Raw genomic sequence first — 22,972 nt, 5'->3', positions numbered from 1 at the left:
CTTCATTCTGGCCATTCTGAAGGAATCTACTTCAGTCCCAGAACACCCGCTCCACCACCGAGTGCGCCCGGCGGGTGGTGCGCAGGTAGTCGTTGACCATCCGGTCCGACTCCCCCTGCGGGTAGCCCAGCACCTGCGCCACGGCCGCCCGCTCGCGCAGGTCGCGGGGCAGCTGGTCGGCGACCTTGCCGCTGACCAGCGTCACCGCGTTGCGCACCCGACTGACTAGGCGCCACGCCTCGGTCAGCGTCGCGGCGTCCCCGGCCGAGACCAGCCCGGCCTCGCACGCGGCCTCGAGCGCGGCGAGCGTCTGCGCGGTCCGCAACCCGGGCACCGTCCCGGCGTGCTGCATCTGCAGCAGCTGCACGGTCCACTCGACGTCGGCGAGCCCGCCACGGCCCAGCTTGAGGTGGGTGTGCCGGTCGGCGCCGCGCGGCAGCCGCTCCTCGTCGACCCGGGCCTTGACCCGGCGCACCTCCGCGACCGTGCCGGCGTCGATCCCGCCCGGCGGGAAGCGCAGCGGGTCGATCAGCTCGGTGAAGCGGCGCCGCAGGCCCTCGTCGCCCACCACCGCGTCGGCGCGCAGCAGCGCCTGGAACTCCCACACGTGCGACCACTTGGCGTAGTAGGCGGCGTAGGCGTCGAGGGTGCGGACCATCGGGCCCTGCTTGCCCTCGGGGCGCAGGTCGGCGTCGATCTCGAGGGGCGGGTCGGTCGCCGGCATCGCCAGCAGCCGGCGCAGCTCCCCCACCACCGCCTGCGCGAAGGACGCCGCCCGCTGCGGCTCCACGCCCGGCTCGGGCTCGTGGACGAACATCACATCCGCGTCGCTGGCGTAGGACAGCTCGAAGCCGCCGTAGCGGCCCATCGCGACGACTGCCATCCGCGTCGGCGCGGCGTCGAGGCCGCGCCGCTGGCGCACCGCCTCGATCGCGACGCCGAGCGTCGCCTCCAGCGTGGCATCGGTGAGGCGCGACAGTCCGCGGCCCACGTCCTCGACGTCGGTCAGCCCGAGCAGCTCGCCGGACGCGATCCGCAGCAGCTCGCGGCGGCGGACGGCACGGACCGCACGCACCGCGTCCTCGGCGCCGGCCTGCCGCCCGGCCACCGACCGCATCTCCGTGGTGAGCGCCTCCGCCGAGAGCGGGGCGAGGTCCTCGCCGAGCATCTTCACCCCCTGCGGCTCGCGCTCGAGCAGGTCGGTGGCGTAGCGCGACGTGCCGAGCAGGAAGGCCAGCCGCTGGGCGACCTCGCCCTCGTCGCGGAGCATCGTGAGGTACCACGGCGTGCGGCCCAGGCTGTCGCTGAGCCGGCGGAAGCCGAAGAGGCCCGCGTCGGGGTCGGGCGTGTCCGCGAACCACTCGAGCATCACCGGCAGCAGGGTGCGCTGGATGTCGGACGAGCGCGTGACGCCGCGGGTCAGGGCCTCGAGGTGGCGCAGCGCGCCCTTGGGGTCGACGTAGCCCAGCGCCGACAGCCGCTGCTCCGCCGCCTCGAGCGAGAGCCGCGCGTCGGTGCCCGGGATCTTCGCGACCGCCGCCAGCAGCGGCCGGTAGAAGAGCTTCTCGTGCAGCCGCCGCACCTCGAGCCGGTGGTGGTGCCACTCCCGCTCGAGCGCCTCGACCGGGTCGGAGGTCAGCCCCAGCGACCGGCCGAGGCGCCGCAGCGACTCCTCGTCGTCCGGTACGACGTGGGTGCGACGCAGGCGGTGCAGCTGGATGCGGTGCTCGAGGGTCCGCAGGAAGGCGTAGGCCCGGTGCAGCTGCTCGCCGTCCTGCCGGTTGACGTAGCCGCCGCGGGTCAGCTCGGTCAGCGCACTCAGGGTGGCGCCCACCCGCAGCGACTCGTCGGCGCGGCCGTGCACCAGCTGCAGCAGCTGGACGGCGAACTCCACGTCGCGCAGCCCGCCCGAGCCGAGCTTGAGCTGGCGCTCGGCCTCCGCCTCCCCCATGGATGACTGGGTGTGGTCGAGCACCCGCCGCCGCATCGCCTGCACGTCCTCGACGAACCCGGCCCGCTCCGCCGCAGACCAGATCAGCGGCTGCACCATCGCGACGTAGGCGGCGCCGAGCGCCCGGTCGCCGGCCACCGGCCGGGCCTTGAGCAGCGCCTGGAACTCCCACGTCTTGGCCCACCGCTCGTAGTAGCCCAGATGGCTGGCGAGCGTGCGCACGAGCGGACCCTGCGAGCCCTCGGGGCGCAGGTTCGCGTCCACCGGCCAGATCGTGCCCTCGGCGGTGTGCTCGGAGCAGATCCGCATCAGGTGGCTGGCCAGCTGCGTGGCGGAGCGCAGCGCCAGCGACTCCGAGGCCCCCGCCGCGGGCTCGAAGACGAAGATCACGTCGACGTCGGAGACGTAGTTGAGCTCGTGGCCTCCGCACTTGCCCATCGCGACCACGGTCAGCCGCGCGCTGGCTGCCGGCTCGCCGATCCGGGCGCGGGCGATCGCCAGCGCCGCCTCCAGGGTCCCGGCCGCGAGGTCGGACAGCTCCGCCGCGGCGTCGTCGACGCCGAGGTGGTGGGCCAGGTCGCGGGCCGCCAGCCGCAGCAGGATCCGCCGATACTCCACGCGCAGCGTGTCGACGGCCTCCGCGTCGGGACGCGTGGCGACCGGCTCCGGGTCCGCCGGGTCGGCGCCGACCGCCTCCAGCAGCGCCGCGCGCACGGCGTACGCCGCTGGGCGGGTGCTGCCGAGCGTCGGGTCCGTGAGCTCGCGCCACTGCTCGGGATGCCGCGCCAGGTGGTCGGCGAGCGCGACGCTGGCGCCGAGCACGGCGGCCAGGCGCATCGCCGTGCCCTCGTCGTCGGCGATCTCGGCCAGCATGGCGCGGCGGCCCTCGACGCCCTCGTGCGCCTCGACGGCGGCAGCCAGCCGCAGCATCCCGGCCAGCGCCTGGTCGGGATCGGCGGCCGTGCCGATCGCGGTCAGCAACGGCGGCCCGGGGTCACCGAGCGCGGCCAGCCGGTCGGCGGCCCGCGCAGAGTCGGCGAAGCCGAGCCGGACCAGCTGACCTGCGGTGGGGGGCATCGGGCGGGTCGTCGTCGGTCAGAGGACCGGCAGCATGGTGTCGCGCTCGTAGGCCGAGACCTGGCCGCGGTAGGCCTCCCACTCGGCGCGCTTGTTGCGCAGGAAGAAGTCGTAGACGTGCTCGCCCAGCGTCTCCGCCAGCAGCTCGGAGTCCTCGGCGATGGAGATCGCCTCGGAGAGGTTCTTGGGCAGCGGCTCGATGCCGAGGCTCTTGCGCTCCTTCTCGGTGAGCGACCAGACGTCGTCCTCGGCCTCGCGGGGCAGCTCGTAGCCCTCCTCGATCCCCTTCATGCCCGCGGCGAGGGTGGCCGCGAAGGCGAGGTAGGGGTTGCACGCGGCGTCGATCGTGCGCAGCTCGATGCGGGTCGACTGGCCCTTGTTGGGCTTGTACATCGGGACGCGGATCATCGCACTGCGGTTGTTGTGGCCCCAGCAGATGTACGACGGGGCCTCGCCGCCGCCGATCAGGCGCTTGTAGGAGTTGACCCACTGGTTGGTGACGCAGGTGATCTCGCGCGCGTGGCGCAGCACGCCGGCGATGAACTGGCGGCCGGTCTTGGACAGCTGATACTCCGAGCCGGCCTCGAAGAAGGCGTTGCGGTCGCCCTCGAAGAGGCTCACGTGGGTGTGCATGCCGGAGCCCGGGTGGGTGGTGAACGGCTTAGGCATGAAGCTCGCCCAGATGCCCTGGCTCAGCGCGACCTCACGGACGACCGTGCGGAACGTCATGACGTTGTCCGCCGTGCTCAGCGCGTCGGCGTACCGCAGGTCGATCTCCTGCTGCCCGGGACCGCCCTCGTGGTGGCTGAACTCGACGGAGATGCCCATCGCCTCGAGCATGGTGATCGCCTCGCGGCGGAAGTCGGCGCCCCTCGACTGTGCGGTGTGGTCGAAGTAGCCGCTGCGGTCCACCGGGCGCGGCTCGATGCCGGGCTCGGGGCTGTCCTGGAAGAGGTAGAACTCGATCTCGGGGTGGGTGTAGAAGGTGAACCCCTGTTCGGCGGCCTTGCCGAGGGTGCGCTTGAGGACGTGGCGCGGGTCGGCGTAGGAGGGGCTGCCGTCCGGCATCCTGATGTCGCAGAACATCCGGGCGGTCGACGGGCCGTCGCCCGAGCGCCACGGCAGGATCTGGAACGTCGACGGGTCGGGCATCGCGAGCATGTCGGCCTCATAGACCCGGGCGAAGCCCTCGATCGCCGAGCCGTCGAACCCGATGCCCTCGCTGAAGGCACCCTCGAGCTCCGCCGGGGCCACCGCGACAGACTTGAGGAAGCCCAGCACATCGGTGAACCACAGCCGCACGAAGCGGACGTCGCGCTCCTCGAGCGCCCGGAGCACGAAGTCTTCCTGCTTGCCCATGGGCACAGCCTAGGGGCAGGTCACACCGGCGGAGCGCGTGGGCGCGGCCCCGGCTCCGCCCGCGCGACGCACGCGCGCACAGCAGGACTCGCGCGCCGGCGTACGCGGCTCCACCTCGAGCTCGCCGTCGCCCGTCACCCCGACCACCCGGCCGAGGAACTCGCGGTTGAGCCCGCACATGACGTCGGGGTGGTCGCGGGCGAGGCGGTCGAAGGGACAGTTGGCGAGCTCGATGACCTCGCTCTCGACGCTGGGCTCATAGCCGTACGGCGCGAGCGCGGCCGCCGTGCGCTCGACCGGCGTCTCCCCCGCACGAGCCTCCTCGGCGGTGGCCAGGTCGGCGACCGCCTCCGCCGCGGCGTGCGCGGCTGCCTCCTCGAGCGCGCCCCGCATCGGCGTGCCGCCGAGCGTCCGGTGCACGGCGTCGGCCAGCACCGAGCCGGCCAGGTCGTAGCGACGCGCGGGGATGCTCACGCCGATCTCGCGGCGTGCACGGCGGTAGAGCTTCGCGGGCCGTCCGGCGCCGGGCCCGGTGCGCCCGGTGAGCCGCCTGAACTCGGTGACCAGCAGCCCCTCGTCGACCAGCTTGTCGAGGTGGTGCTTGGCGGTGTGGCGGGGCACGTCGATCCCGTCGGCCGCCTGGTCGCGGCTGACCGCCCCCGGCTGGGCCGCGACGAACCGGTAGAGCGCGCGCCGGACGGGGTCGGCCAGGGCGCCGACCCGGTGCACGCGGCGGGCGAGGGCCTCCTCGGACATGGTCACCATCTCTAGCAGAGACACTCCTTGCTCTTACAGTCTGGCAGGTCTATCGTCAAAGCAACAGTCCCTTACAAAACTGCCCGTCCCGGGCACCGAGACGGGCCTTCGGAAAGGATCCGTCATGGCTGCACTCACGCATGCCTGGCACGACATGGGCCACGACTTCCGGGACGAGTTGCACGACCTCGGCAGCATCGCCCGCGTGGATGCCGCCCGCCAGGCCTTTCTCGGACTCTGGGTCGCCTTCTTCGCCGGGACCCTGCTGTTCGGCCTCGACAAGCTGATCGCGTTCACCGACACCGCCTGGACGCAGTTCCTGGCCACGTGGGTCGACGACGTGCTCCCCGGCACCATGGCCGACGCCGTGATGTGGATCGGCGCTGCGGAGATCGTCATCGCGGCCCTGATCCTCTTCGTCCCGAGGATCGGCGGCGACGTGCTCGCGCTGTGGATGCTGCTGACCGCCATCTCCCTGTTCATGGTCGACGGGATGATGATGCTCGGCATCGGCGCCCTCGCCGTCGGCGTCTGCGCCGTCGCGATGGCGCGGCTCGCCACGAAGTGGCACCACACGGAGGGCTGAGCTGGTAGCCCGAGTCGGCCGGGAGACCACGGCTGATCATGGCCTCCCGGCCGCTGCGCTCTCCCGGGTGCATCGCCCGGAGCAGCTTGAGCAGTCGTGCCGGGTCATCCACGAGCCCCAGGCGCACCGCGATCCCGGGTGGCTGCGGCATGCGGTCCGTCGGCAGGATCAGCCGGCTGAGCTCGGCGCGGTACGACGGTGCGCCCCGCCGGGCGGACACGTGCACCGCCGACCAGCGGGTGCCCAGGTCACGCAGCTCGACGGTGCCGACGTCCTCCCACGCGAGCTCGGAGTGAATTCCCGGGCCGTGGAAGTCGATCTTGTCGGCGCTGATCCGCAGCTCGGGACGACGCAGCAGGATGCGCCATCCCTCGAGGCCCAGGACGAGCATGCACAGGGCGACTACGCCAAGGATCACTGCGAGCGGAACGGACTCGACCAAGAGTGCGGCGAGTGTCAGGCCCAGCCCCCAGACCGTTCCGATCAGGCCCATGGCCACGGAAGCCCCGGCTGACGGACCCATGCCTCGCGCTCCGCGGGCGTGGCGTCGGCGGCGAGCATGCCCGCCGACGCCGGGCCGGCCTCCGGGTTGCGCACCCAGAACCCGTCGACCGTCAGCTTTCCGCTCCTCGCCTCTGCCGCACCTGAGCCATGGAGTCCTGGGCGGCCTTCAGGTCCTCGGCCAGGTCACCGACCAGCGTCGCGACCTGGCTGGTCGTCTGCGCGCTCTCCAGCTCCAGGGGGTTCGGTCATGCCCCATTGCCACCCGGTCCGGGCGGTCCTACACCACCGGGCCGGTCCGCCGACTCAGTCGGGGATGTCCGCCAGATCGGCAAGCCACGCCGCGGCGCTCGCGTCGCTCGGCATCCGCCAGTCGCCGCGCGGGCTCATCGTGCCGCCGGCGCTGACCTTCGGGCCGTTGGGCAGGGCCGACCGCTTGAACTGGTTGGCGAAGAAGCGGCGCACGAAGACCTCGAGCCACTTCTTCACCGCCGGCAGGTCGTATTCGACGTGCGAGGCGTCCGGGTAGCCGGGCGGCCACTCACCGGAGGCGGCGTCGCGCCACGCGTGCCAGGCGAGGAAGGCGATCTTCCTCGGCCGGAAGCCGTGGCGCATCACCCAGAAGAGCGTGAAGTCCTGCAGGTTGTAGGGCCCGACCGAGTCCTCGGTCGCCTGCGGCTTGACGCCCTCCTCGGTCGGGATCAGCTCGGGGGTGATCTCCTGGGTGAGGATCTCGGTGAGCACGGCGTTGACGTCGTCGGCGAACTCCCCGTGCGAGATGACCCACCGGATCAGGTGCTGCACGAGGGTCTTCGGCACGCCGGCGTTGACGCTGTAGTGCGACATCTGGTCGCCGACGCCGTAGGTGCACCAGCCCAGCGCGAGCTCGGAGAGGTCGCCGGTGCCGACGACGATGCCGCGCCGGTGGTTGGCGAGGCGGAAGAGATAGTCGTAGCGCAGGCCGGCCTGGACGTTCTCGAACGTGACGTCGTAGGTCTTCTCGCCCTCCGCGTAGGGGTGACCGAGGTCGGCGAGCATCTGCTCGGCAGCGGGGCGGATGTCGATCTCCTCGAACGTCACGCCGAGCGCGGTGGCGAGCCGGGTCGCGTAGGACTTCGTCGCCGCCCCCGTCGCGAAGCCCGGCATCGTGAAGGCCTGGATGTCGCTGCGCGGCCGGCCGAGCCGGTCCATCGCCTTGGCCGCCACGATCAGCGCGTGGGTCGAGTCGAGACCGCCACTCACGCCGATGACCGGCTTGGAGTTGTGCCCACTCCCCTCGGCGATGGCCTGCAGCCGCCGCTCCAGGCCCGAGACCTGGATGTTGTAGGCCTCGTAGCAGTCCAGCGCCAGCCGCTCGGGGTCGTCCGGCACGAACGGGAACCGGTCGACCTTGCGCCTCAGCCCGATGTCGCCGGTCGGCGCCTCGAGCGTGAAGTCGACGACGCGGAACTCCGCCCCGATCGCCTCCAGGCCCACCCCGCGGCGGTTGTCGTCGAAGCTGCCCTGCCGCAGCCGCTCCTGCCGGATCCGGTCGAGGTCGACGTCGACGACCGTGCGCACCGGCCCCTCGGGGAAGCGCACGCCCTCCCCCAGCAGGTCGCCCACCTCGTAGACCATCGTCTGGCCGTCCCAGCTGAGGTCCGTGGTCGACTCACCCTGGCCTCCGGCGGCATACAGGTACGCCGCGAGGCAGCGCGCGCTCGCACTGCGCACGAGCAGCCGGCGCTCCTCCGCCCGCCCGATGGTGATCGGGCTGCCGCTCAGGTTGGCCAGCACGGTCGCGCCGGCCAGCGCCGCCTGCGCGCTCGGCGGGATCGGCACCCACATGTCCTCGCAGACCTCGACGTGCAGGGTGAGCCCCGGCAGGTCGGTCGCCGCGAAGAGCAGGTCGGGGCCACAGGGCGCCTCACGACCCGCGACGGCGATCGCCGTACCGGACCGGTCGTCGCCCGGCGCGAACCAGCGCCGCTCGTAGAACTCGCGGTAGGTCGGGAGGTAGGACTTCGGGGCGACGCCGAGCACCTCGCCGCGGTGGATGACGATCGCGCAGTTGAGCACCCGGGTGCCCTGGGCGAGCGGGGCGCCCACGACGAGCACCGGCAGCAGGTCCTCGCTCGCCGCGATGATCTCGGCCAGTCCGGATTGGACCGCCTCGAGGAGCGAGTCCTGCAGGAAGAGGTCGTCGATCGCGTAGCCGCTCAGGCACAGCTCGGGGAAGATCGCGACCGCCACGTGCTCGTCGTGGCAGGCCCGCGCCTGCTCGATCACGGTGGCGGCGTTGACAGCCGGGTCGGCCACGCCGATCGGCATGGTCACCGCCGCGACGCGGGCGAAGCCCTGGGCGTAGGCCGAGTAGAAGTCCACGTCGGCGAGTCTAGAGGCGCCGGGGAGGAGCATCTGTCCACGCCGTCCTCGACCGGGTGGCGATGGCGTCACCCGGAGACACCGGGTCCACCCTGTCGAACCGACGGTGGTCGCGCTCCGTCTTGCCCCGCTCAGGCGGGGGCAAGATGGAGCGTCGTGGGACTCGCTCGTTATCGATCAGGCTGAGCGGGATCAGAAGCTCGTCGATGCGTAGGCTCAGGCGTCGGCCATGGCCACATAGCGCCCGTCGGGAGTGACGGGGTTGTCCTCGTTGATGGCCTCCACCGCCTCGGTGAGGACCGGCGCCTGCTGGGGACGCCGGTCGAGGTGGATGCCCGCGATCATGCAGCGCACGGAGCCGCCGGCCAGCTCTATGGTGGGGATGTCGATCGCGACGATGTCGCAGGACTCCTCGATCACGGCGATCTGGTCGGGGCGGAGGCTGCGCCGGGCCCGGCCGGACATGGCCATGATGTAGCGGCGCTTGCCCTCCGGCGTACGCCCGCACAGCTCCACCGCGTTGCCGGCGAACTCGCGGACCTGCTCCTCGGTCAGCTCCACGATCGTGCGGCCGTTGACCGAGAGGCGCTCGCGCACCTGCTCCCGGCGGTCGACGTCGGGGATCATCCCCAGCGCGATCAGCGCGACGTCCGTGCCGACGCAGGCGATCACGTTGGTGTGGTAGACGGGCACCCCGTGGGAGTCGACCGCCTCGAAGGCCATTGGCTCGTAGTTGAAGTCCGCGCAGAACCGCTCGAGGACGTGGGTGTCGGCCCGGTAGCTGACCGCGGTGTAGGCAACCCGCGACACATGGTCGAGGACCATCGCGCCGGTGCCCTCGAGGAAGATGCCGTCGGGCTCGAGGCCGGAGTAGTCGACGATCGTCTGGACGCGGTAGTGCGACTTGAGCATCTCCAGGATGTCGGCGCGACGCTCGTGCCGGCGGTTGGAGGCATACATCGGGTAGACCGCCACGTAGCCGCCCGAGTGGGTGGACAGCCAGTTGTTGGGGAACACGCTGTCCGGCCTGGTGTGGTCGTCGTCGTCGAAGACGTGCACGGTGACGCCGGCGTCGCGCAGCGCCTGGGCGACCGCGTCCATCTCCGCCAGCGCCTTCGCCGCGGTGGTGGCGTCGCTCTGCCCCTCGGGCACGTCGCGCTGGAACGCGTTGTCCGCCGCCGTGGCGGGGTTGGGCATGAAGTTGCTCGCGCGGATCAGGATGACGGCGGACGGGGCCTGGGCACTCACACATCGAATCTAGAACATCGGGTGACGCTCCGCGCGTCCCGGGTTTGCGGCGGCCTCCTCGGCGGTAGAACCCGTCCATGAGTGAGGCGCCGATGGATCCGGCCCTGCAGGACCCCTTCTTCAGGCGGCTGCGTGAGCAGCACCCCGACGTGGAGATCGTGATGCTGCCGCCGGAGCACACCGGTGACCCCGGCCTGCCGCCCGCGACGGTGGGCCAGTGCCTCGCCGCCCAGCGGCACGCGGACGCCGTCCTCGACGCGGTCGCCGGCCGCCTCGGGCTGGAGACCAGCTCACGGATCGGCTTCTGGTGGCAGCAGCGGCACCCGCTCGTACGCCGCTGGGTCGTCCGCACCCGCTTCGAGGACCTGGGCGACGAGCAGCGCGGTGACGGCAGCGTCGACGTGTTGCGCAGCCTCGGCAACCTCCTCCTGGAGCTGCGCTGGGACGCGCGCCCGACCGGCAACCAGCCTCCCGAGCTCACCGCGCTCGCGGGTCCGGTGCGGCTGGTCGCGCGGGCCGCGCCGTACGCCGTGGGGCTGCAGGTCGTCGGCCAGCCCTTCTACCTGACCGAGCCGGTCATCGCGCAGGTCGCAGAGCAGGGGGCTCCGGCATGACCCTGATCGCCTACCTCGCGGCCCTGGAGAAGGCCGCCACCCAGTGGGAGGACCAGGGCGAGCAGCTCGTGGGCGCCCGCACCACCCTCGCCGAGGCCGACTCCGGCGTGCTCGGTCCCCGCGTCTCGCCCGTCGCCGACGACTTCCTCGAGGCGTGGCGCAAGGAGCTCGACCGGCTGGTCGAGACCGCCGGCAAGCACGGCAAGGCGCTCGACGACACGGCGGCCGACCTCGACTACGCCGACCAGGAGACGGTCGACCGCATGCAGTCGCTCATGCAGTGGAGCGACCGCCACGTCGATCCGGCGGGGGGCTACTGATGACGACCATCCACGTGCCCGCCAGGGTCGGGCCCATCGACCCGCTCCAGGCGAGCAAGACCGCATCCTCGTTCGCCTCGGCCCTTCGGGGATGTGCCACCGCGGTCAGCGACGTGACGTCGTGGACGCGAGCCCATGGCGTGCCCGCGAACTGGTCGGGCAACGCCGCCGATGCGGCCGACCACGCGATGACGATCTTCGCCAGGGACTGCGACGCGATGACTGCGGCCCTGGAGAAGGCGACCACCGCCTGCGACGTCTACGCCGACCAGGTCGTGCAGCTCCACGAGGATCGCGACCAGCTCGTCACCGACCGGGTCGACCTCAACAAGGCCATCGACGACCTCATTGCCGACATCGAAGGGGCCGACGCCTCGCAGACCGAGCCGCTCCAGGCCCGCGCCGACCGCCTCAAGGAGCGGGTGGACCACCTCGTCGAGCGGATCGACACGTTCTGGAAGCGTGTGGAGCGGGCCGAGGACCGGGTGATCGCCGCGCTCACGTCCGTGGACACCGTCGGCGAGGGCGCGAAGGCCGCGACCGGGAAGGGTCGCGTCGACACCGCGGCGCTCAAGGACGAGCTCGCCGGCCTCGGCGACGACGCCGACGCCGTCAACGACTGGTGGAAGGACCTCTCCCCCGCGGAGAGGGAGGCGCTCAAGATCTCCGACCCGGACCTGGTCGGCAACACCAACGGCATCCCCACCGGCGACCGGGACGAGTCCAACCGCACGTCGCTCGCACGCGACCTCGACCGGCTGCGGAACGTGCCCGAGGACGAGCTGTCCACCGAGGAGAAGGAGCTGCTCAAGAGGGCCGAGGCCGCCGAGGACGCGCTCGCCCTACCCGGGAGCGACAAGGACCGCAACACAGGAGAGCCGGTCGACGTCAACCTGCTCGTCTACCAGCCCGCCGCTTTCGACGGCGACGGCGCCGTAGCCGTCAGCTACGGCGACCCCGACACCGCCGACAACACTGCAGTCATCGTGCCCGGCATCACCAACGACGGCAGCACCATCGTCGGGAACGCCGAGGACGCCTATCGACTCTTCGACGAGGCCAACCAGAAGGGCGATTCGATGGCCACCATCGCCTGGATGGGCTACGACGCGCCCAGCGTCAATCCCGCGGACGCCTGGGACACGCCCGAGGAGATCTGGGACATGGGCAGCGTCATCACGGAGGACAAGGCAGAGGCGGGCGGACTCCTGCTCAGCCAGTTCGTCGACGGCCTGCGGGCCACGGACGAGGGCGAGAGGTCGCACCTCTCGGTGATCGGCCACAGCTACGGATCGACCACGGCCGCCAACGCGGCCCACGACCACGGGCTCCATGCCGACTCCCTCACCCTGATCGGCAGCCCCGGCGCGAGTGGCGGAGTCCACGACGTCTCCGACCTCGGCATGCCCGAGGGCAAGGTCTACGTCGGCTCTGCTGACAACGACTTCGTCACCTGGCTGGGCAGGGAGGGTGACGTCGGGATGGGTGAGGACCCTGCCCAGAAGGACTTCGGCGCCAAGGTCTTCCCCGTGGATCCGGGTCCGGAGTTCCACGCCGACGACATCGGCCAGGGCATCGAGAACCACACGTCCTACTTCAACCCCGACAGCACCTCCCTCGCCAATCTGACCGAGATCGTCCAGGGCGACGAGCCTCAGGTCGTGGAAGGCCGCGAGAAGGACGCCAACGACTACGCGTTCGACTGGGTCAAGGACGAGGTCACCTACCAGGTCGAGAAGGAGATCGAGACGACCAAGGAGGAGATCAAGGACTCCTGGGACAAGGGGACCGACTGGGTCGGCGACCGCTACGACGACTTCAGCGGCCTGTGGCGGTGAACCGGGTGTCTAGCATGCTGCCCATGGCCCGCACCCTTCTCGGAGTCGCCCTGGCGCTGGCTGTTCTCGCAGCGCTGACCTCCTGCTCGCTGGATGCCTCCGGCGACGACGAGTCGGGTGGAGGGGAGTCCGCCGGCGGCGAGGCGAAGGAGTTCAAGGCGGAGATGGACTCCCTGGCCAGAGAACTGCTGCCCGACCTCGTCGAGGCCATCGGCAGCCGGCCCGAGGAGCTCGAGGCCCGCTTCATCGAGCGGGGCGGCTTCGGCGTGTGGGACTACCAGGCCGGGTCCACGTGGGAGGTCAAGGGAGAGCCACGCCTTGACAAGGTCGAGCAGGTCCTCACCGACCACGGCATGCCGGTCGAACGTCCCGGCACCACGTCCGACATCACGGCCACCCAGGGCAACGTGCGCGTGTCGGTGTCATGGGACGAAGGCGCCGCCATCTCCACGGCCACTCTGGAGTTCAACACCCTCGATGCAGCGGGCGGCGACGACGAGTACGCCGAGCAGGCCCCACCCACGGACTATCTGGGCTTCCTCCGCTGACGCCCCCGGGCGCACCCGCACGTGAGCGCCGCCACAGCGCCGTATGCCTCCCCCGGGACTAGCCTGATCGTGGTTCTGCGTTGAACCCAGCGTCCGGGGACTCCACCAGGGAGCCTCGAGATCACGAGGAGTCACACCATGGCCGAAGAGACCGCGCCCTACGGCACCGGAGCACCGGCGCCCGCGGCGCCCGTCAAGCGGATCCGCACCCATCACCTCCGGGAGATGAAGGAGCGGGGCGAGAAGTTCACGATGCTGACGGCCTACGACATGTACACCGCCGCCACCTTCGACGAGGCCGGCATCGAGGTGCTGCTCGTCGGCGACAGCGCCTCCAACAACGTCTACGGCAACGAGACGTCGCTGCCCGTCACCGTCGACGAGCTGCTCCCCCTCACCCGTGCGGTCGCCCGATCGGCGAAGCGCGCCATGGTGGTCGGCGACCTGCCCTTCGGCAGCTACCAGGCCTCGCCGGAGCAGGGCTACCTCACGGCCGTGCGCTTCATGAAGGAGGCCGGCGCCCACGCCATCAAGCTCGAGGGCGGGGCCGAGATGGCCCCCGTGATCGAGAAGTGCGCCCGCGGCGGCGTCCCGGTCATGGCACACATCGGCTTCACGCCGCAGTCCGAGCACGCGCTGGGCGGCTACCGCGTCCAGGGCCGCGGCGAGGCCGCCGACCGGTTGCTGGCCGACGCACGCGCCGTCCAGGACGCCGGCGCCTTCGCGGTCGTCATGGAGATGGTGCCCGGCGACGTCGCCACCCGGGTCACCAAGGAGCTGGAGATCCCGACCATCGGCATCGGCGCCGGCAACGGCTGCGACGGCCAGGTCCTCGTCTGGCAGGACGCCTTCGGCCTCCGCACCGGCCGGATGGCGAAGTTCGTCAAGCAGTACGCCGACGTCCACGGCGTCCTGCTCGAGGCAGCCAGGGCGTACGCCGACGACGTCCGGGCCGGCACCTTCCCCGGACCCGAGCACACCTTCTGACCTTCACGGGCGGCAGCCGCCCCACTACGGTCGGGCCATGCGCTGCTGCCGTACGACGCTCCTCACTCTCGTCCTCGCCCTCCCGCTGATGACGTCAGTCCCGGCGTCGGCGGAGGAGTCCCGGCTGCCGCGACTCCGGGTGCAGCAGGTCGTCGGCGGGCTGGAGGTCCCGTGGGACGTCCAGCAGCTCGACCGTGGCCGGCTGCTCGTCACGGAGCGGGACCGGGCGCGGCTCAGCCTCGTCGTGCACGGCCGGCGGCACACCGTCTCCTTCCCCCGCGACGACGTCTGGGTGTCGGGCGAGACCGGGCTGATGTCGCTCGCCGTCGACGCGGGCTTCGCCCAGAACCGGCGGATCCACCTGTGCCACGGCGGCAGGCGCGCGGACGGGCACGACGTGCGAGTCGTGTCCTGGCGCCTCGAGGGGCACCGGCTCGCGGACCGGCGCGTGCTGGTGAAGGGCCTGCCCTCGACCAGCGGACGGCACGGCGGCTGCCGGCTGCTCGTCGACAGCGAGGGTTCGCTGCTCGTGGGCACCGGTGACTCGGCGAGGAGTGGGGTGTCGCGTGACCTCGACCGCCTCGGCGGCAAGGTGCTCCGGCTCGACCCCGCGACCGGCGACCCCTGGCCCACCAACCCCTGGGCGGGCGACGAGCGGCGGCGCCGCTACGTGCTGACCTACGGACACCGCAACGTCCAGGGCCTGGCCCAGCGCGCCGACGGCACGCTGTGGTCGGTCGAGCACGGCTCGTCCCGCGATGACGAGGTCAACCTGCTCCAGTCCGGCGGCGACTACGGGTGGGACCCCGGGCCGGGCTATGACGAACGCGTCCCGATGACCGACCACCGGCTGCCCGGGCGGCAGGTCGAGGCCCGGTGGAGCTCGGGCCGCCCGACCCTCGCCACGTCGGGGGCGGCGTGGGTCCGCGGCCGCGAGTGGGGGCGGCTGCAGGGCACCCTGGCCGTCGCCGCCCTCAAGGCCTCGCGGTTGGTGTTCATGAAGTTCGACGACCGTGGCCGGCTCCAGTGGACCCGCGCGCCACGGGCGATGCGGCAGTTCGGCCGGCTGCGCTCGGTGACCAGCACCGCCTCGGGCGACCTGCTCGTCACCACGAGCAACGGCGCGCGCGACCGGGTGCTCCGGGTCTCCCCGCGCTGAGGCGGACTCAGGCCCAGTCGAGGAAGCGCGCCCCGAGCAGCACGACGGCGAACCAGCACACCGCGAGCACGAGCGGCAGCACGACGACCGCACGCGGGCGGCGTACGAACCACGAGCAGGCGAAGTAGAGCGCCACCGCCCAGGCGGCCAACAGCAGCGCGGTGACCCACCACGGGGCGTCGAGGATCGTGGGCGTCGCGGCGAGCAGGAAGAAGGCCCCCGCCATGCCGACCATCCCGGCGAAGGCCCACGGCGAGGCCTCCGGACGAGGCGTGGGCGCTGCGGTCACTGGGCCCCGTCGGCCGGCGGCTCGACGTCGTCGTTCCAGACGGGATCGTTCTCCCAGGCCTCGTTGCGCTCCTGCACCTTCTCCAGAGCGCGAGAGGCCTCCTCGGCGGAGGAGTAGGGACCGAGGCGGTCCGCGTTGCGGCAGCCCTCCCGGCCCTCGACGGTGTTGTGCACGAGGCAGTACCAGTACTCCGGCTCCGAGTCCCTCATGCCACTGAAACTACACTCGACCGTCGTGACAGCCGTAGCCCCTGGTGTGATCTCGCCGCGTCGTCCCGTGCCCGCCCACATCGAGCGGCCGGAGTACGTCGACAAGCCCGCGCCCGCGAAGTTCGAGGGCCGCGAGGTCAAGGACGACGAGACGATCGAGAAGATGCGCATCGCCGGCCGGCTGGCCGCGCAGGCGCGCGAGCTCGTCGGGTCGCACGTCGTCCCGGGCGTCACCACCGACGAGCTCGACCGGATCGGCCACGAGTTCCTGTGCGACCACGGCGCCTACCCGTCGACGCTCGGCTACAAGGGCTTCCCGAAGTCGCTGTGTGCCAGCGTCAACGAGGTCATCTGCCACGGCATCCCCGACAGTCGTGTCGTCGAGGACGGCGACATCGTCAACATCGACATCACGGCGTACCTCGACGGAGTGCACGGCGACACCAATGCCACCTTCCTCGCCGGCGACGTCGACGAGGAGACCCGGCTGCTGGTCGAGCGCACCCGCGAGGCGCTCGAGCGCGGCATCAAGGCGGTCAAGCCGGGCCGCACGATCAACGTGGTCGGCCGGGTCATCGAGGCCTACGCCAACCGGTTCGGCTACGGCGTGGTGCGCGACTTCACCGGCCACGGGATCGGCACGCACTTCCACTCCGGGCTGGTGGTCCCCCACTACGACTCGCCCCACTTCGCCGACCTGATCGAGGTCGGCATGACCTTCACCATCGAGCCGATGCTCAACCTCGGCACCCACGAGTGGGAGATGTGGAACGACGGCTGGACCGTCGTCACGAAGGACGGCCGGCGCAGCGCCCAGTTCGAGCACACGCTGCTCGTCACCAGGGACGGCGCCGAGGTGCTGACCAACCCCTGACGTGGCCGTCAGGCCGTCGCGCGCGCCAGCAGCGTACGGCGGCTGCGCAGCCCCGTCTTGGCCGTGATCGCCTTCAGGTGGCCGCCGACGGTGTGCTCGCTCATCGACAGCCGGGCCGCCACCCCGCGCGTGTCGTCGCCGTCGGCGAGGCAGGCGAGCACCTGACGCTCACGCGGCGTCAGGCCGTGGGCCACCCCGAACAACGCCAGCCGGTCGGCGGGCGGTGCCGGCTCGATGGTCACCGCGATGTCGCCCTCGGGCCCACCGAGGCGCGCCGCGCGGAAGCGCGCCAGCCGACCGTCGGGCAGCAGGGACCGCGCCACCGCCGGGTGGCTGTCGACGCCCGTCTCGACCGCCTCGAGCTGGGCTGCCACGTTGTAGGCGCCGGCGGGCACTGGCGCCCGGTCGGCCTCGGTCGGGAGCAGCTGGCGCAGCAGGAGCTCGCCCTGCTCGGTCTGCTCGCGGACGTCGAGCGCGGGTGAGAGCAGCAGGACAGCCGGTCCCGCTTCCGCCCAGGGTGCCGGCGCCACCCGCAGGCCGTGCGCCATGCAGTCGCGCAGGGCCCGGGTGAGCGCCGGGCGGACGGCCGCGAGCAGCGCGACCTCCTCCGCGGAGAACTCCCGCTCCCGCCACAGGTCGAGGAAGGCCCAGCACCCGAAGCGGTCGGTGAACGCGAGGGAGGCAACGTCGCGGATCCCGTGGCCGGCGAGGAGCTCGCGCCACGGTGACGGCCCCGCGCCGGCGAGCGTCTGCACGCCGTTCAGGGAGGTCCACCTGTGCGGCGCCTGGTACTTCAGGCGGATCAGGGTGGGCAGCTCGCTCAGGCTGGGGACGTCTGCCAGCGGGTCCGTGCCGACCGAGGTCTCCGGGTCCGTCAGCGGCCACGCGAACGCGTCGTACGGCACGACGGAGCGCACCACACCCAACGCGCGGACGCGCAGCGACCGGCTGTCGTGCTGGTCGCGGACCGCAGCCTCCACGCGCGCGGAGAGCTCCGATGCCGACGGGGACATCCCCGCACGCTACCCCCGTGTTCCGGGGATGGTGCCGACTCCGGAACGGCGCGACCGTGAGGCATGACCACTCTCCGCATCGAGCACCCGATCAGCGACTACCCCACCTGGCGATCGGCCTTCGACCGCTTCGAGTCTGCCCGCCAGCAGGCCGGGGTCCTCGCCTACCACGTACGCCGTCCGGTCGACGACGACGCCTACGTCCTCGTCGACCTGGAGTTCACCGGGACGGACCAGGCCGAGCGCTTCCTCGCCTTCCTCCGGGAGACCGTCTGGGCGACACCGGCGAACTCCCCCGCCCTCGCGGGCGGCCCGATCACGCGCATCCTGGAGGACGCGTCCTGAGCACCCGTCCGGTGGGGCGGTGCAGGGCACCTCCCTGCACTAGACTGTGTGTGCGAATGGGCTGGCCGGGCGACCGCGTCGCTCCCTGCTTCACGGCAGGTGGCGCCGAGGAAGGTCCGGGCTCCACAGGGCAGGGTGATGGCCAACGGCCATCCGGGGCAACCCGCGGGAAAGTGCCACAGAGAACAGACCGCCACTGCGTGCAGTGGTAAGGGTGAAACGGTGGTGCAAGAGACCACCAGTGCGGCGGGCGACCGTCGCAGCTCGGCAAACCCCACCCGGAGCAAGGTCAGACAGTGTGCGTGCGAGGGCGGCCCGTCCGAGCACACGGGTAGACCGCACGAGGCGGCCGGCAACGGTCGCCCGAGATGGATGGTCGCCACGCTTCGGCGGACAGAACCCGGCCTACAGGCCAGCCCATTCGCCACATTCTCCCCGCCGCCCCGGCAACAGAGCCGGTACGCCGGGAGGCGAGGTCAGCCGAGCCGAAACTCCACCTCGCGCGTCGCCGGGTCGGCCTTCGCGAGCGTGACCCTGACCTCCTCGCCCACCGGGAGAGGGGCGGAGCCGACGACGAGGGCCTCGATGGCGGGGTCCTGGATCGTCACCGCGCCCCGCCGCTCGTCCTTCTCCTCGGCCTCGACGACGACCCCGGTGAAGACCTCGCCCACCCGGTCGGCGAGCAGGTGGGCCTCGGCGAGGTTGAGCACCGCGTTCTCGTACTGGTTGGCCCGGCGGCCGCTCTCCCGCATGGTCTCGGGCAGTTCGGGCAGCTTGGCGAGCACCCAGTCGGGCACCTCGGTGCCGGCGCAGAGCGCGACGCAGACCTCGAGCGCGTAGCGGTCGACGAGGCGGCGCAGGGGCGCGGTGACGTGGGCATACTCCGAGGCCAGCGCCGAGTGCTGGGCCAGCTCGGGCAGCTCGCCGTTGAACCCGACGTACCCACTCCCGCGGAGCAGCCGCGTGCACGCGACCACCATCGCGGCGTGGTGGGGCTTCGTCGGGTCGAGCGTGCGGATGAAGTCGGGGTAGAGCAGCTCGGCGGGCCACTCGATGCCGAGCGCCCGGGCGGTGCGGTGCAGGCGCTGGACGTCGTGCGGATCGGCCGGCGGGAGCGTGCGGAGCAGCCCGACGCGGGCGTAGACCATCAGGGAGGCGGCGGCCATGCCGGTGAGCAGCGAGATCTGTGCGTTCCACTGCTCGACGGGGAGCAGGCTGCGGAACTCCAGGTGCCACCTGCCGGCCTCGTCGATGATCTCCTGCTCGGGCAGCGGCAGGGAGACGCCGCCGCGGGCCGCCTCCCGCTCGAGGCGGAGCTCGCCCACCTCGCGCAGCAGGGTGAACACCCCGTCGGCCGTGCCGTCGTCGATCTGCTTCTGCACGTCGTCGTAGGAGAGCTTGGCCCGCGACTTCACGAGCGCCCGCTCGACGTTGGCCTCGATGCCCTCGCCCGTCGAGTCGACCTTGATCGTCCAGAGCAAGGCGGGGCGCACCTGGTCGGGCAGCAGCGAGCCGGCGTCCTCCGAGATGGCCTTCGGGTGCAGCGGGATCTTGGAGTCGGCGCCGTAGAGCGTCTCCCCGCGGCGGTGCGACTCGACGTCGATCGGGTCGCCGGCGGTGATGAACGCCGCCAGGTCGGCGATGGCGTAGTGCACGACGTAGCCGTCCCCGTCCCGCTCGAGGTGGAGTGCCTGGTCGAGGTCCCTCGCCGTCTCCGGGTCGATGGTCACGAACGGGATGTCCGTCCGGTCCAGCGAGGGCAGGCGCGGGTTGGCCGCCGCCTCGGCGGCCGCCTTCTCGACGGCTTCCGGGAAGTCGGACGACAGCTTCATCTCGGCCTGGATCGCCGCGATCCCCTCGCGCAGGGCCTCGGCCCTGACGGTGTCGTCGACGGTGCGGACTGTAACCACGCGGTTGCTCGGCATGACCAGCACCCTAGCCAGACCCCCTTGACGTTTGGCTGCTCGCGCCCACGGTTACCGGACGGTGGTCCGACGACACGTTGGCAGACAAAAGGAGGCCCGCGATGGGCGACAAGGACAAGCTCGAGAACATGGCCGAGGGGACGAAGGGCAAGGCCAAGGAGGCCGCCGGCAAGGCGACCGACGACGAGAGCCTCGAGGCCGAGGGCAAGACCGACCAGACCAAGGCCGACCTCAAGCAGGCAGGCGAGAAGGTCAAGGACGCCTTCAAGTAACCCGGCAGATGTGAACCCACGCCGGCGGAGGCAGGTGACCCCCGCGCAGGGCGGCGGGCTGCAAGGGTCCCTACCCTTGGCGCGTGCTGATCCTGCTTCCGCCGAGCGAGGGCAAGGCGCAGCCGCGTCGCGGCCGCCCCCTCGATCTCGCCACGCTGTCATTCTCCGGGCAGACCTCCCCCGGCCTCACCCATGCGCGGGCGCGCGTGCTCGAGGCCCTGGTCGCGCTCTGCGGCGGTGACCGTGACCGGGCCGCGCAGGTCCTCGGCCTCGGCGGCACGCAGGCGGACCTCGTAGACCTCAACGCGCGGCTGCACTCCTCACCCACCGCCCGCGCCGACGCCGTCTACACCGGCGTGCTCTTCGACGCCCTGGGCTTCGGCTCCCTCTCACCCGCCGCGCGCCGCGGTGCCGCGACCCGCGTCGCGATCACCTCGTCGGCGTTCGGGCTCGTCCGCCCGGGCGACCGCATCCCCGCCTACCGCCTGTCCGGCGACGTGTCCCTCCCCGGCCTCGGCCCGGTCGCCGGCGTCTGGCGTGAGGCGCTCGGCCCTGTGGTCGAGGCCGCCGTCGGCCGCGGGCTGCTGGTCGACCTGCGGTCCACGACGTACGCCGCGTTCTGGCGGCCGTCCGGCGCCCTCGCGCCGCGCGTGGCCACGGTCCGCGTGCTCCACGAGGTGGGCGGCGTGCGGAAGGTGGTCAGCCACTTCAACAAGGCGACCAAGGGCCGGCTGGTGCGCGACCTGCTCGAGGACGGCGCCGACCCGCGCACGCCCGGAGCCCTGGCGGACGAGCTGACCCGGCTCGGCTGGAAGGTCGAGCTCGGCGAGCCGACCCCGAAGGGGACCCGGCTCGACGTCGTCGTCACCGAGGTCTGACGCAGCGAGCCCTCACCGCAGCGGGATGGCGTCGGTCGCCTCGAAGGGGTCCATCCCGCAGATCGCCAGCAGGTCGGCGATCAGCGAGCGCACCTGCGCCAGGATGACCGCCGCCGACAGGTCGTCCGTGGGGTCGACGGTGGCGGTGGCGCGGCCGAGCGCGATGAGCGGGTCGATGGCTCGGGTCGCCATGCGGCCCTGCTCCAGCTCGCGGGCCACGAGGTCGGCCAGGTCGGCGAGGTCACGGGTGATGGCGGCGTACGACGCGGGGACGGGCTCGCGGCGATAGCAGGCGACCGCGACCCGGCGGACCAGGACGCGGGTGTTGCGCAGCGCGAAGTCGAGGGGCTCGGTGAGCTCGGCCAGCACCCGCATCCGCTCGATGTGGCGGCGCCGGAAGGGTGACGAGCGCACCACCGACAGCCCCTCCGACGACGCGGCCCGCAGCTCCTCCATCAGCGCGTCCGTCCCCCGGGCGTCGCGGAGCACCTCGAGCGACCTGTCGACGTCGCCGTCGACGAGGCTCTCGGCCGCAGCCCTCAGCAGCTCGGCGATCCGGTGCACGACGGCGCCCGCCTGCTCCCGCGGCCGGCGCAGCGGGGCCCGGGGCACGACGGTCGCCGCGACCAGGGCGACGCCGCCGCCGATGAGCGCGTCGGTCCAGCGGAGGAAGGCGTCGCCGGGTGCGGGGGCGAGCACGGCCACGATGATGCCCTGGATGGCGACCTGGGTGACGAGGAGGACGCCGGCGTCGAGGAGCAGCGCCGCGGTCATCCCCACGCCCACGATCAGCGCGATCTGCCAGGCGCCCGTGCCGAGGACGTGGGTCGCCAGGTCGCCGAGGAAGACGCCGACGGCCACCCCCACCGTGATCTCGGCGACCCGGCGCAGGCGCTGTCCGTAGGACGTGCCGAGCGAGACGACCGCGGCGATCGGCGCGAAGAAGGGCGACTGGTGGTCCAGCACGTCGGCCGCCAGCCACCAGGCGATCCCGGCAGCCACGGCGCACTGCCCGACAGCCCAGGCCTTGCCCCGCAGCCGGTCGACGCGGGCCCGCAGCGAGGTCCGGCCGCGTTCCCAGTAGGCGTCGACCTGCGTCATCGCACCGGTGGTGTCAGAGACCGGACTCGGGCGTCCGCACCAGGATGCGCTGGCACTCCTCGCAGCGGATCACCTCGTCGCCGGGCGAGGCCTTGATGGTCGCGAGCTCGGCGGCGTCGAGCGTGAGCTGGCAGCCGCTGCACCGGCGGGCGCGCAGGGCAGCGGCGCCCACTCCGCCCTTCTGCTCCCGGAGCCGGTCGTAGAGTGCGCGCAGGTCGGCGGGCAGTCCCTCGGCCGCCGGGCCGCGCTCGGACTCGACGTCGGCGAGCTTGGTGTCGAGATGCGCGAGCTTGCGGTCGCGCTCCTCTGCGAGGGTGGCGAGCCGCTCCTCCAGGTGGGCGCTCTCGGCCTGGAGCTGGTCGAGGGTGCGTTGTGCGTCCTCGAGCCGCTCCATCACCTCGAGCTCCTCGTCCTCGAGCGTGGTGATCCGCCGCTCGAGGGACTCGAGCTCGTGCTGCATCCGCTCGAGGTCCTTGGGGTTGCTGATCAGCCCGGCGTCCATCCGCTCCCGGTCCCGGGTGCGGCGGGCCTTGACCTGCTCGACGTCGGCGTCGGCCTTCCGCTGCTCGACGGCGAGGTCGTCCACCAGGATCTTGGCGTCGCGCAGCTGGTCGGCGAGCGTGCGGCGCTGCGCCTCGAGGCCGGCGATCTCGGCGATCTCGGGGAGTGAGCGGCGCTGGTGGCGCAGCTGGTCGGCGCGGGCGTCGAGCTCCTGCACGTCGAGGAGCTTGAGCTGGTCGGACGGGTCGGCCTTCAAG

22 protein-coding genes and 1 other RNA gene are annotated in these 22,972 nt (G+C 72.1%); 12 read left to right on the top strand and 11 right to left on the bottom strand.

What is annotated here, in order from left to right; translation table 11 throughout:
• Window positions 1–31: 31 nt before the first annotated feature.
• From DDE18_RS14200 to DDE18_RS14190, 3 genes are read right to left on the bottom strand one after another with little or no spacing between them, the layout of a single operon-like run.
• The gene (locus DDE18_RS14200) at window positions 32–3,028 is read right to left on the bottom strand and encodes a bifunctional [glutamine synthetase] adenylyltransferase/[glutamine synthetase]-adenylyl-L-tyrosine phosphorylase (RefSeq protein ID WP_116572938.1); all 2,997 of its coding nucleotides are present in this window, start codon (window positions 3,026–3,028) and stop codon (window positions 32–34) included.
• 18 nt (window positions 3,029–3,046) lie between these two features.
• Entirely contained in the window at window positions 3,047–4,387 is a 1,341-nt protein-coding gene (locus DDE18_RS14195) for a glutamine synthetase family protein (RefSeq protein WP_116572937.1), read from the bottom strand.
• A 9-nt stretch (window positions 4,388–4,396) separates the two neighbouring features.
• Window positions 4,397–5,143: a helix-turn-helix transcriptional regulator gene (locus DDE18_RS14190; RefSeq protein ID WP_165821161.1), complete on the bottom strand. Its 747-nt coding sequence runs from the start codon at window positions 5,141–5,143 to the stop codon at window positions 4,397–4,399.
• 124 nt (window positions 5,144–5,267) lie between these two features.
• On the opposite strand from DDE18_RS14190, the gene DDE18_RS14185 reads away from it, so the two are divergent.
• Window positions 5,268–5,729, top strand: a complete 462-nt coding sequence (locus DDE18_RS14185; protein ID WP_116572935.1) for a hypothetical protein — start codon at window positions 5,268–5,270, stop codon at window positions 5,727–5,729.
• 807 nt (window positions 5,730–6,536) lie between these two features.
• On the opposite strand, the gene DDE18_RS14175 is transcribed toward DDE18_RS14185, so the two are convergent.
• Together DDE18_RS14175 and ctlX are read right to left on the bottom strand one after the other, a co-directional pair.
• Window positions 6,537–8,627 carry an NAD(+) synthase gene (locus DDE18_RS14175; RefSeq protein ID WP_165821160.1) on the bottom strand — a complete coding sequence of 697 codons (2,091 nt, stop codon included), beginning with the start codon at window positions 8,625–8,627 and terminating at the stop codon, window positions 6,537–6,539.
• Window positions 8,628–8,810: 183 nt separating this feature from the next.
• Window positions 8,811–9,842: a citrulline utilization hydrolase CtlX gene (ctlX, locus tag DDE18_RS14170; protein ID WP_116572933.1), complete on the bottom strand. Its 1,032-nt coding sequence runs from the start codon at window positions 9,840–9,842 to the stop codon at window positions 8,811–8,813.
• A 77-nt stretch (window positions 9,843–9,919) separates the two neighbouring features.
• Between ctlX and DDE18_RS14165 the strand changes: the two genes are divergently transcribed.
• The 6 genes from DDE18_RS14165 (at window position 9,920) to DDE18_RS14140 (ending at window position 15,308) form a co-directional block, all read left to right on the top strand.
• On the top strand, window positions 9,920–10,456 hold the full coding sequence (locus tag DDE18_RS14165; RefSeq protein WP_133241227.1) for a hypothetical protein: 537 nt from the start codon (window positions 9,920–9,922) through the stop codon (window positions 10,454–10,456).
• Entirely contained in the window at window positions 10,453–10,776 is a 324-nt protein-coding gene (locus tag DDE18_RS14160; protein ID WP_116572931.1) for a hypothetical protein, read from the top strand. Before DDE18_RS14165 ends, DDE18_RS14160 begins: the two co-directional genes overlap by 4 nt.
• Window positions 10,776–12,614 (top strand): alpha/beta hydrolase, encoded by a 1,839-nt coding sequence (locus tag DDE18_RS14155; protein WP_116572930.1) that lies wholly within the window; start codon window positions 10,776–10,778, stop codon window positions 12,612–12,614. Before DDE18_RS14160 ends, DDE18_RS14155 begins: the two co-directional genes overlap by 1 nt.
• Before the next feature lie 23 nt (window positions 12,615–12,637).
• Complete coding sequence (locus tag DDE18_RS14150; protein WP_133241226.1) at window positions 12,638–13,162, top strand: hypothetical protein; 525 nt, start codon at window positions 12,638–12,640, stop codon at window positions 13,160–13,162.
• Between the two features lie 138 nt (window positions 13,163–13,300).
• Complete coding sequence (gene panB, locus DDE18_RS14145; protein ID WP_116572928.1) at window positions 13,301–14,149, top strand: 3-methyl-2-oxobutanoate hydroxymethyltransferase; 849 nt, start codon at window positions 13,301–13,303, stop codon at window positions 14,147–14,149.
• Window positions 14,150–14,237: 88 nt separating this feature from the next.
• Window positions 14,238–15,308 carry a PQQ-dependent sugar dehydrogenase gene (locus DDE18_RS14140; protein WP_165821159.1) on the top strand — a complete coding sequence of 357 codons (1,071 nt, stop codon included), beginning with the start codon at window positions 14,238–14,240 and terminating at the stop codon, window positions 15,306–15,308.
• Between the two features lie 7 nt (window positions 15,309–15,315).
• Here the strand turns inward: DDE18_RS14140 and DDE18_RS14135 are convergent, their stop codons facing one another.
• Window positions 15,316–15,597 (bottom strand): hypothetical protein, encoded by a 282-nt coding sequence (locus DDE18_RS14135; RefSeq protein ID WP_116572926.1) that lies wholly within the window; start codon window positions 15,595–15,597, stop codon window positions 15,316–15,318.
• The gene (locus DDE18_RS14130; RefSeq protein WP_116572925.1) at window positions 15,594–15,806 is read right to left on the bottom strand and encodes a hypothetical protein; all 213 of its coding nucleotides are present in this window, start codon (window positions 15,804–15,806) and stop codon (window positions 15,594–15,596) included. Before DDE18_RS14130 ends, DDE18_RS14135 begins: the two co-directional genes overlap by 4 nt.
• On the opposite strand from DDE18_RS14130, the gene map reads away from it, so the two are divergent.
• On the top strand, window positions 15,805–16,680 hold the full coding sequence (gene map, locus DDE18_RS14125; protein WP_116572924.1) for a type I methionyl aminopeptidase: 876 nt from the start codon (window positions 15,805–15,807) through the stop codon (window positions 16,678–16,680). The two genes, DDE18_RS14130 and map, sit on opposite strands and share 2 nt — an antisense overlap.
• A gap of 8 nt (window positions 16,681–16,688) precedes the next feature.
• On the opposite strand, the gene DDE18_RS14120 is transcribed toward map, so the two are convergent.
• Window positions 16,689–17,693 carry a helix-turn-helix transcriptional regulator gene (locus tag DDE18_RS14120; RefSeq protein ID WP_211754556.1) on the bottom strand — a complete coding sequence of 335 codons (1,005 nt, stop codon included), beginning with the start codon at window positions 17,691–17,693 and terminating at the stop codon, window positions 16,689–16,691.
• Window positions 17,694–17,756: 63 nt separating this feature from the next.
• Between DDE18_RS14120 and DDE18_RS14115 the strand changes: the two genes are divergently transcribed.
• Together DDE18_RS14115 and rnpB are read left to right on the top strand one after the other, a co-directional pair.
• Window positions 17,757–18,038, top strand: a complete 282-nt coding sequence (locus DDE18_RS14115; protein WP_116572923.1) for a hypothetical protein — start codon at window positions 17,757–17,759, stop codon at window positions 18,036–18,038.
• Window positions 18,039–18,095: 57 nt separating this feature from the next.
• Window positions 18,096–18,462: RNase P RNA component class A (gene rnpB, locus DDE18_RS14110), an RNA gene on the top strand.
• Between the two features lie 52 nt (window positions 18,463–18,514).
• Here rnpB and DDE18_RS14105 read toward each other — a convergent pair.
• Window positions 18,515–19,963, bottom strand: a complete 1,449-nt coding sequence (locus DDE18_RS14105; RefSeq protein ID WP_116572922.1) for an RNB domain-containing ribonuclease — start codon at window positions 19,961–19,963, stop codon at window positions 18,515–18,517.
• 101 nt (window positions 19,964–20,064) lie between these two features.
• Between DDE18_RS14105 and DDE18_RS14100 the strand changes: the two genes are divergently transcribed.
• The gene (locus DDE18_RS14100) at window positions 20,065–20,235 is read left to right on the top strand and encodes a CsbD family protein (RefSeq protein WP_116572921.1); all 171 of its coding nucleotides are present in this window, start codon (window positions 20,065–20,067) and stop codon (window positions 20,233–20,235) included.
• An 83-nt stretch (window positions 20,236–20,318) separates the two neighbouring features.
• Entirely contained in the window at window positions 20,319–21,113 is a 795-nt protein-coding gene (gene yaaA, locus DDE18_RS14095) for a peroxide stress protein YaaA (RefSeq protein ID WP_116572920.1), read from the top strand.
• 12 nt (window positions 21,114–21,125) lie between these two features.
• Here the strand turns inward: yaaA and DDE18_RS14090 are convergent, their stop codons facing one another.
• Window positions 21,126–22,214: an FUSC family protein gene (locus DDE18_RS14090; RefSeq protein WP_116572919.1), complete on the bottom strand. Its 1,089-nt coding sequence runs from the start codon at window positions 22,212–22,214 to the stop codon at window positions 21,126–21,128.
• Between the two features lie 13 nt (window positions 22,215–22,227).
• Complete coding sequence (locus DDE18_RS14085; RefSeq protein WP_245916712.1) at window positions 22,228–22,971, bottom strand: zinc ribbon domain-containing protein; 744 nt, start codon at window positions 22,969–22,971, stop codon at window positions 22,228–22,230.
• Window position 22,972 lies beyond the last annotated feature (1 nt).

The sequence above is a fragment of the Nocardioides gansuensis genome (genome assembly GCF_003076135.1).
Taxonomy (GTDB): Bacteria; Actinomycetota; Actinomycetes; order Propionibacteriales; family Nocardioidaceae; genus Nocardioides; species Nocardioides gansuensis.
Note: the sequence above shows the minus strand (reverse complement) of the source record. Positions and strands in the feature narration are given on the sequence as shown.

Bases quoted from the DNA above. Each gene is read 5' to 3' on its own strand.
- DDE18_RS14105 (WP_116572922.1), bottom strand. From the start codon at position 19,963: ATGCCGAGCAACCGCGTGGTTACAGTCCGCACCGTCGACGACACCGTC.
- DDE18_RS14155 (WP_116572930.1), top strand. From the start codon at position 10,776: ATGACGACCATCCACGTGCCCGCCAGGGTCGGGCCCATCGACCCGCTC.
- DDE18_RS14130 (WP_116572925.1), bottom strand. From the start codon at position 15,806: ATGAGGGACTCGGAGCCGGAGTACTGGTACTGCCTCGTGCACAACACC.
- DDE18_RS14115 (WP_116572923.1), top strand. From the start codon at position 17,757: ATGACCACTCTCCGCATCGAGCACCCGATCAGCGACTACCCCACCTGG.
- DDE18_RS14175 (WP_165821160.1), bottom strand. From the start codon at position 8,627: ATGCTCCTCCCCGGCGCCTCTAGACTCGCCGACGTGGACTTCTACTCG.
- DDE18_RS14165 (WP_133241227.1), top strand. From the start codon at position 9,920: ATGAGTGAGGCGCCGATGGATCCGGCCCTGCAGGACCCCTTCTTCAGG.
- DDE18_RS14195 (WP_116572937.1), bottom strand. From the start codon at position 4,387: ATGGGCAAGCAGGAAGACTTCGTGCTCCGGGCGCTCGAGGAGCGCGAC.
- DDE18_RS14150 (WP_133241226.1), top strand. From the start codon at position 12,638: ATGGCCCGCACCCTTCTCGGAGTCGCCCTGGCGCTGGCTGTTCTCGCA.
- DDE18_RS14140 (WP_165821159.1), top strand. From the start codon at position 14,238: ATGACGTCAGTCCCGGCGTCGGCGGAGGAGTCCCGGCTGCCGCGACTC.
- DDE18_RS14120 (WP_211754556.1), bottom strand. From the start codon at position 17,693: ATGTCCCCGTCGGCATCGGAGCTCTCCGCGCGCGTGGAGGCTGCGGTC.
- DDE18_RS14200 (WP_116572938.1), bottom strand. From the start codon at position 3,028: ATGCCCCCCACCGCAGGTCAGCTGGTCCGGCTCGGCTTCGCCGACTCT.
- map (WP_116572924.1), top strand. From the start codon at position 15,805: ATGCCACTGAAACTACACTCGACCGTCGTGACAGCCGTAGCCCCTGGT.
- DDE18_RS14160 (WP_116572931.1), top strand. From the start codon at position 10,453: ATGACCCTGATCGCCTACCTCGCGGCCCTGGAGAAGGCCGCCACCCAG.
- DDE18_RS14100 (WP_116572921.1), top strand. From the start codon at position 20,065: ATGGGCGACAAGGACAAGCTCGAGAACATGGCCGAGGGGACGAAGGGC.
- DDE18_RS14185 (WP_116572935.1), top strand. From the start codon at position 5,268: ATGGCTGCACTCACGCATGCCTGGCACGACATGGGCCACGACTTCCGG.
- panB (WP_116572928.1), top strand. From the start codon at position 13,301: ATGGCCGAAGAGACCGCGCCCTACGGCACCGGAGCACCGGCGCCCGCG.
- DDE18_RS14190 (WP_165821161.1), bottom strand. From the start codon at position 5,143: ATGTCCGAGGAGGCCCTCGCCCGCCGCGTGCACCGGGTCGGCGCCCTG.
- DDE18_RS14090 (WP_116572919.1), bottom strand. From the start codon at position 22,214: ATGACGCAGGTCGACGCCTACTGGGAACGCGGCCGGACCTCGCTGCGG.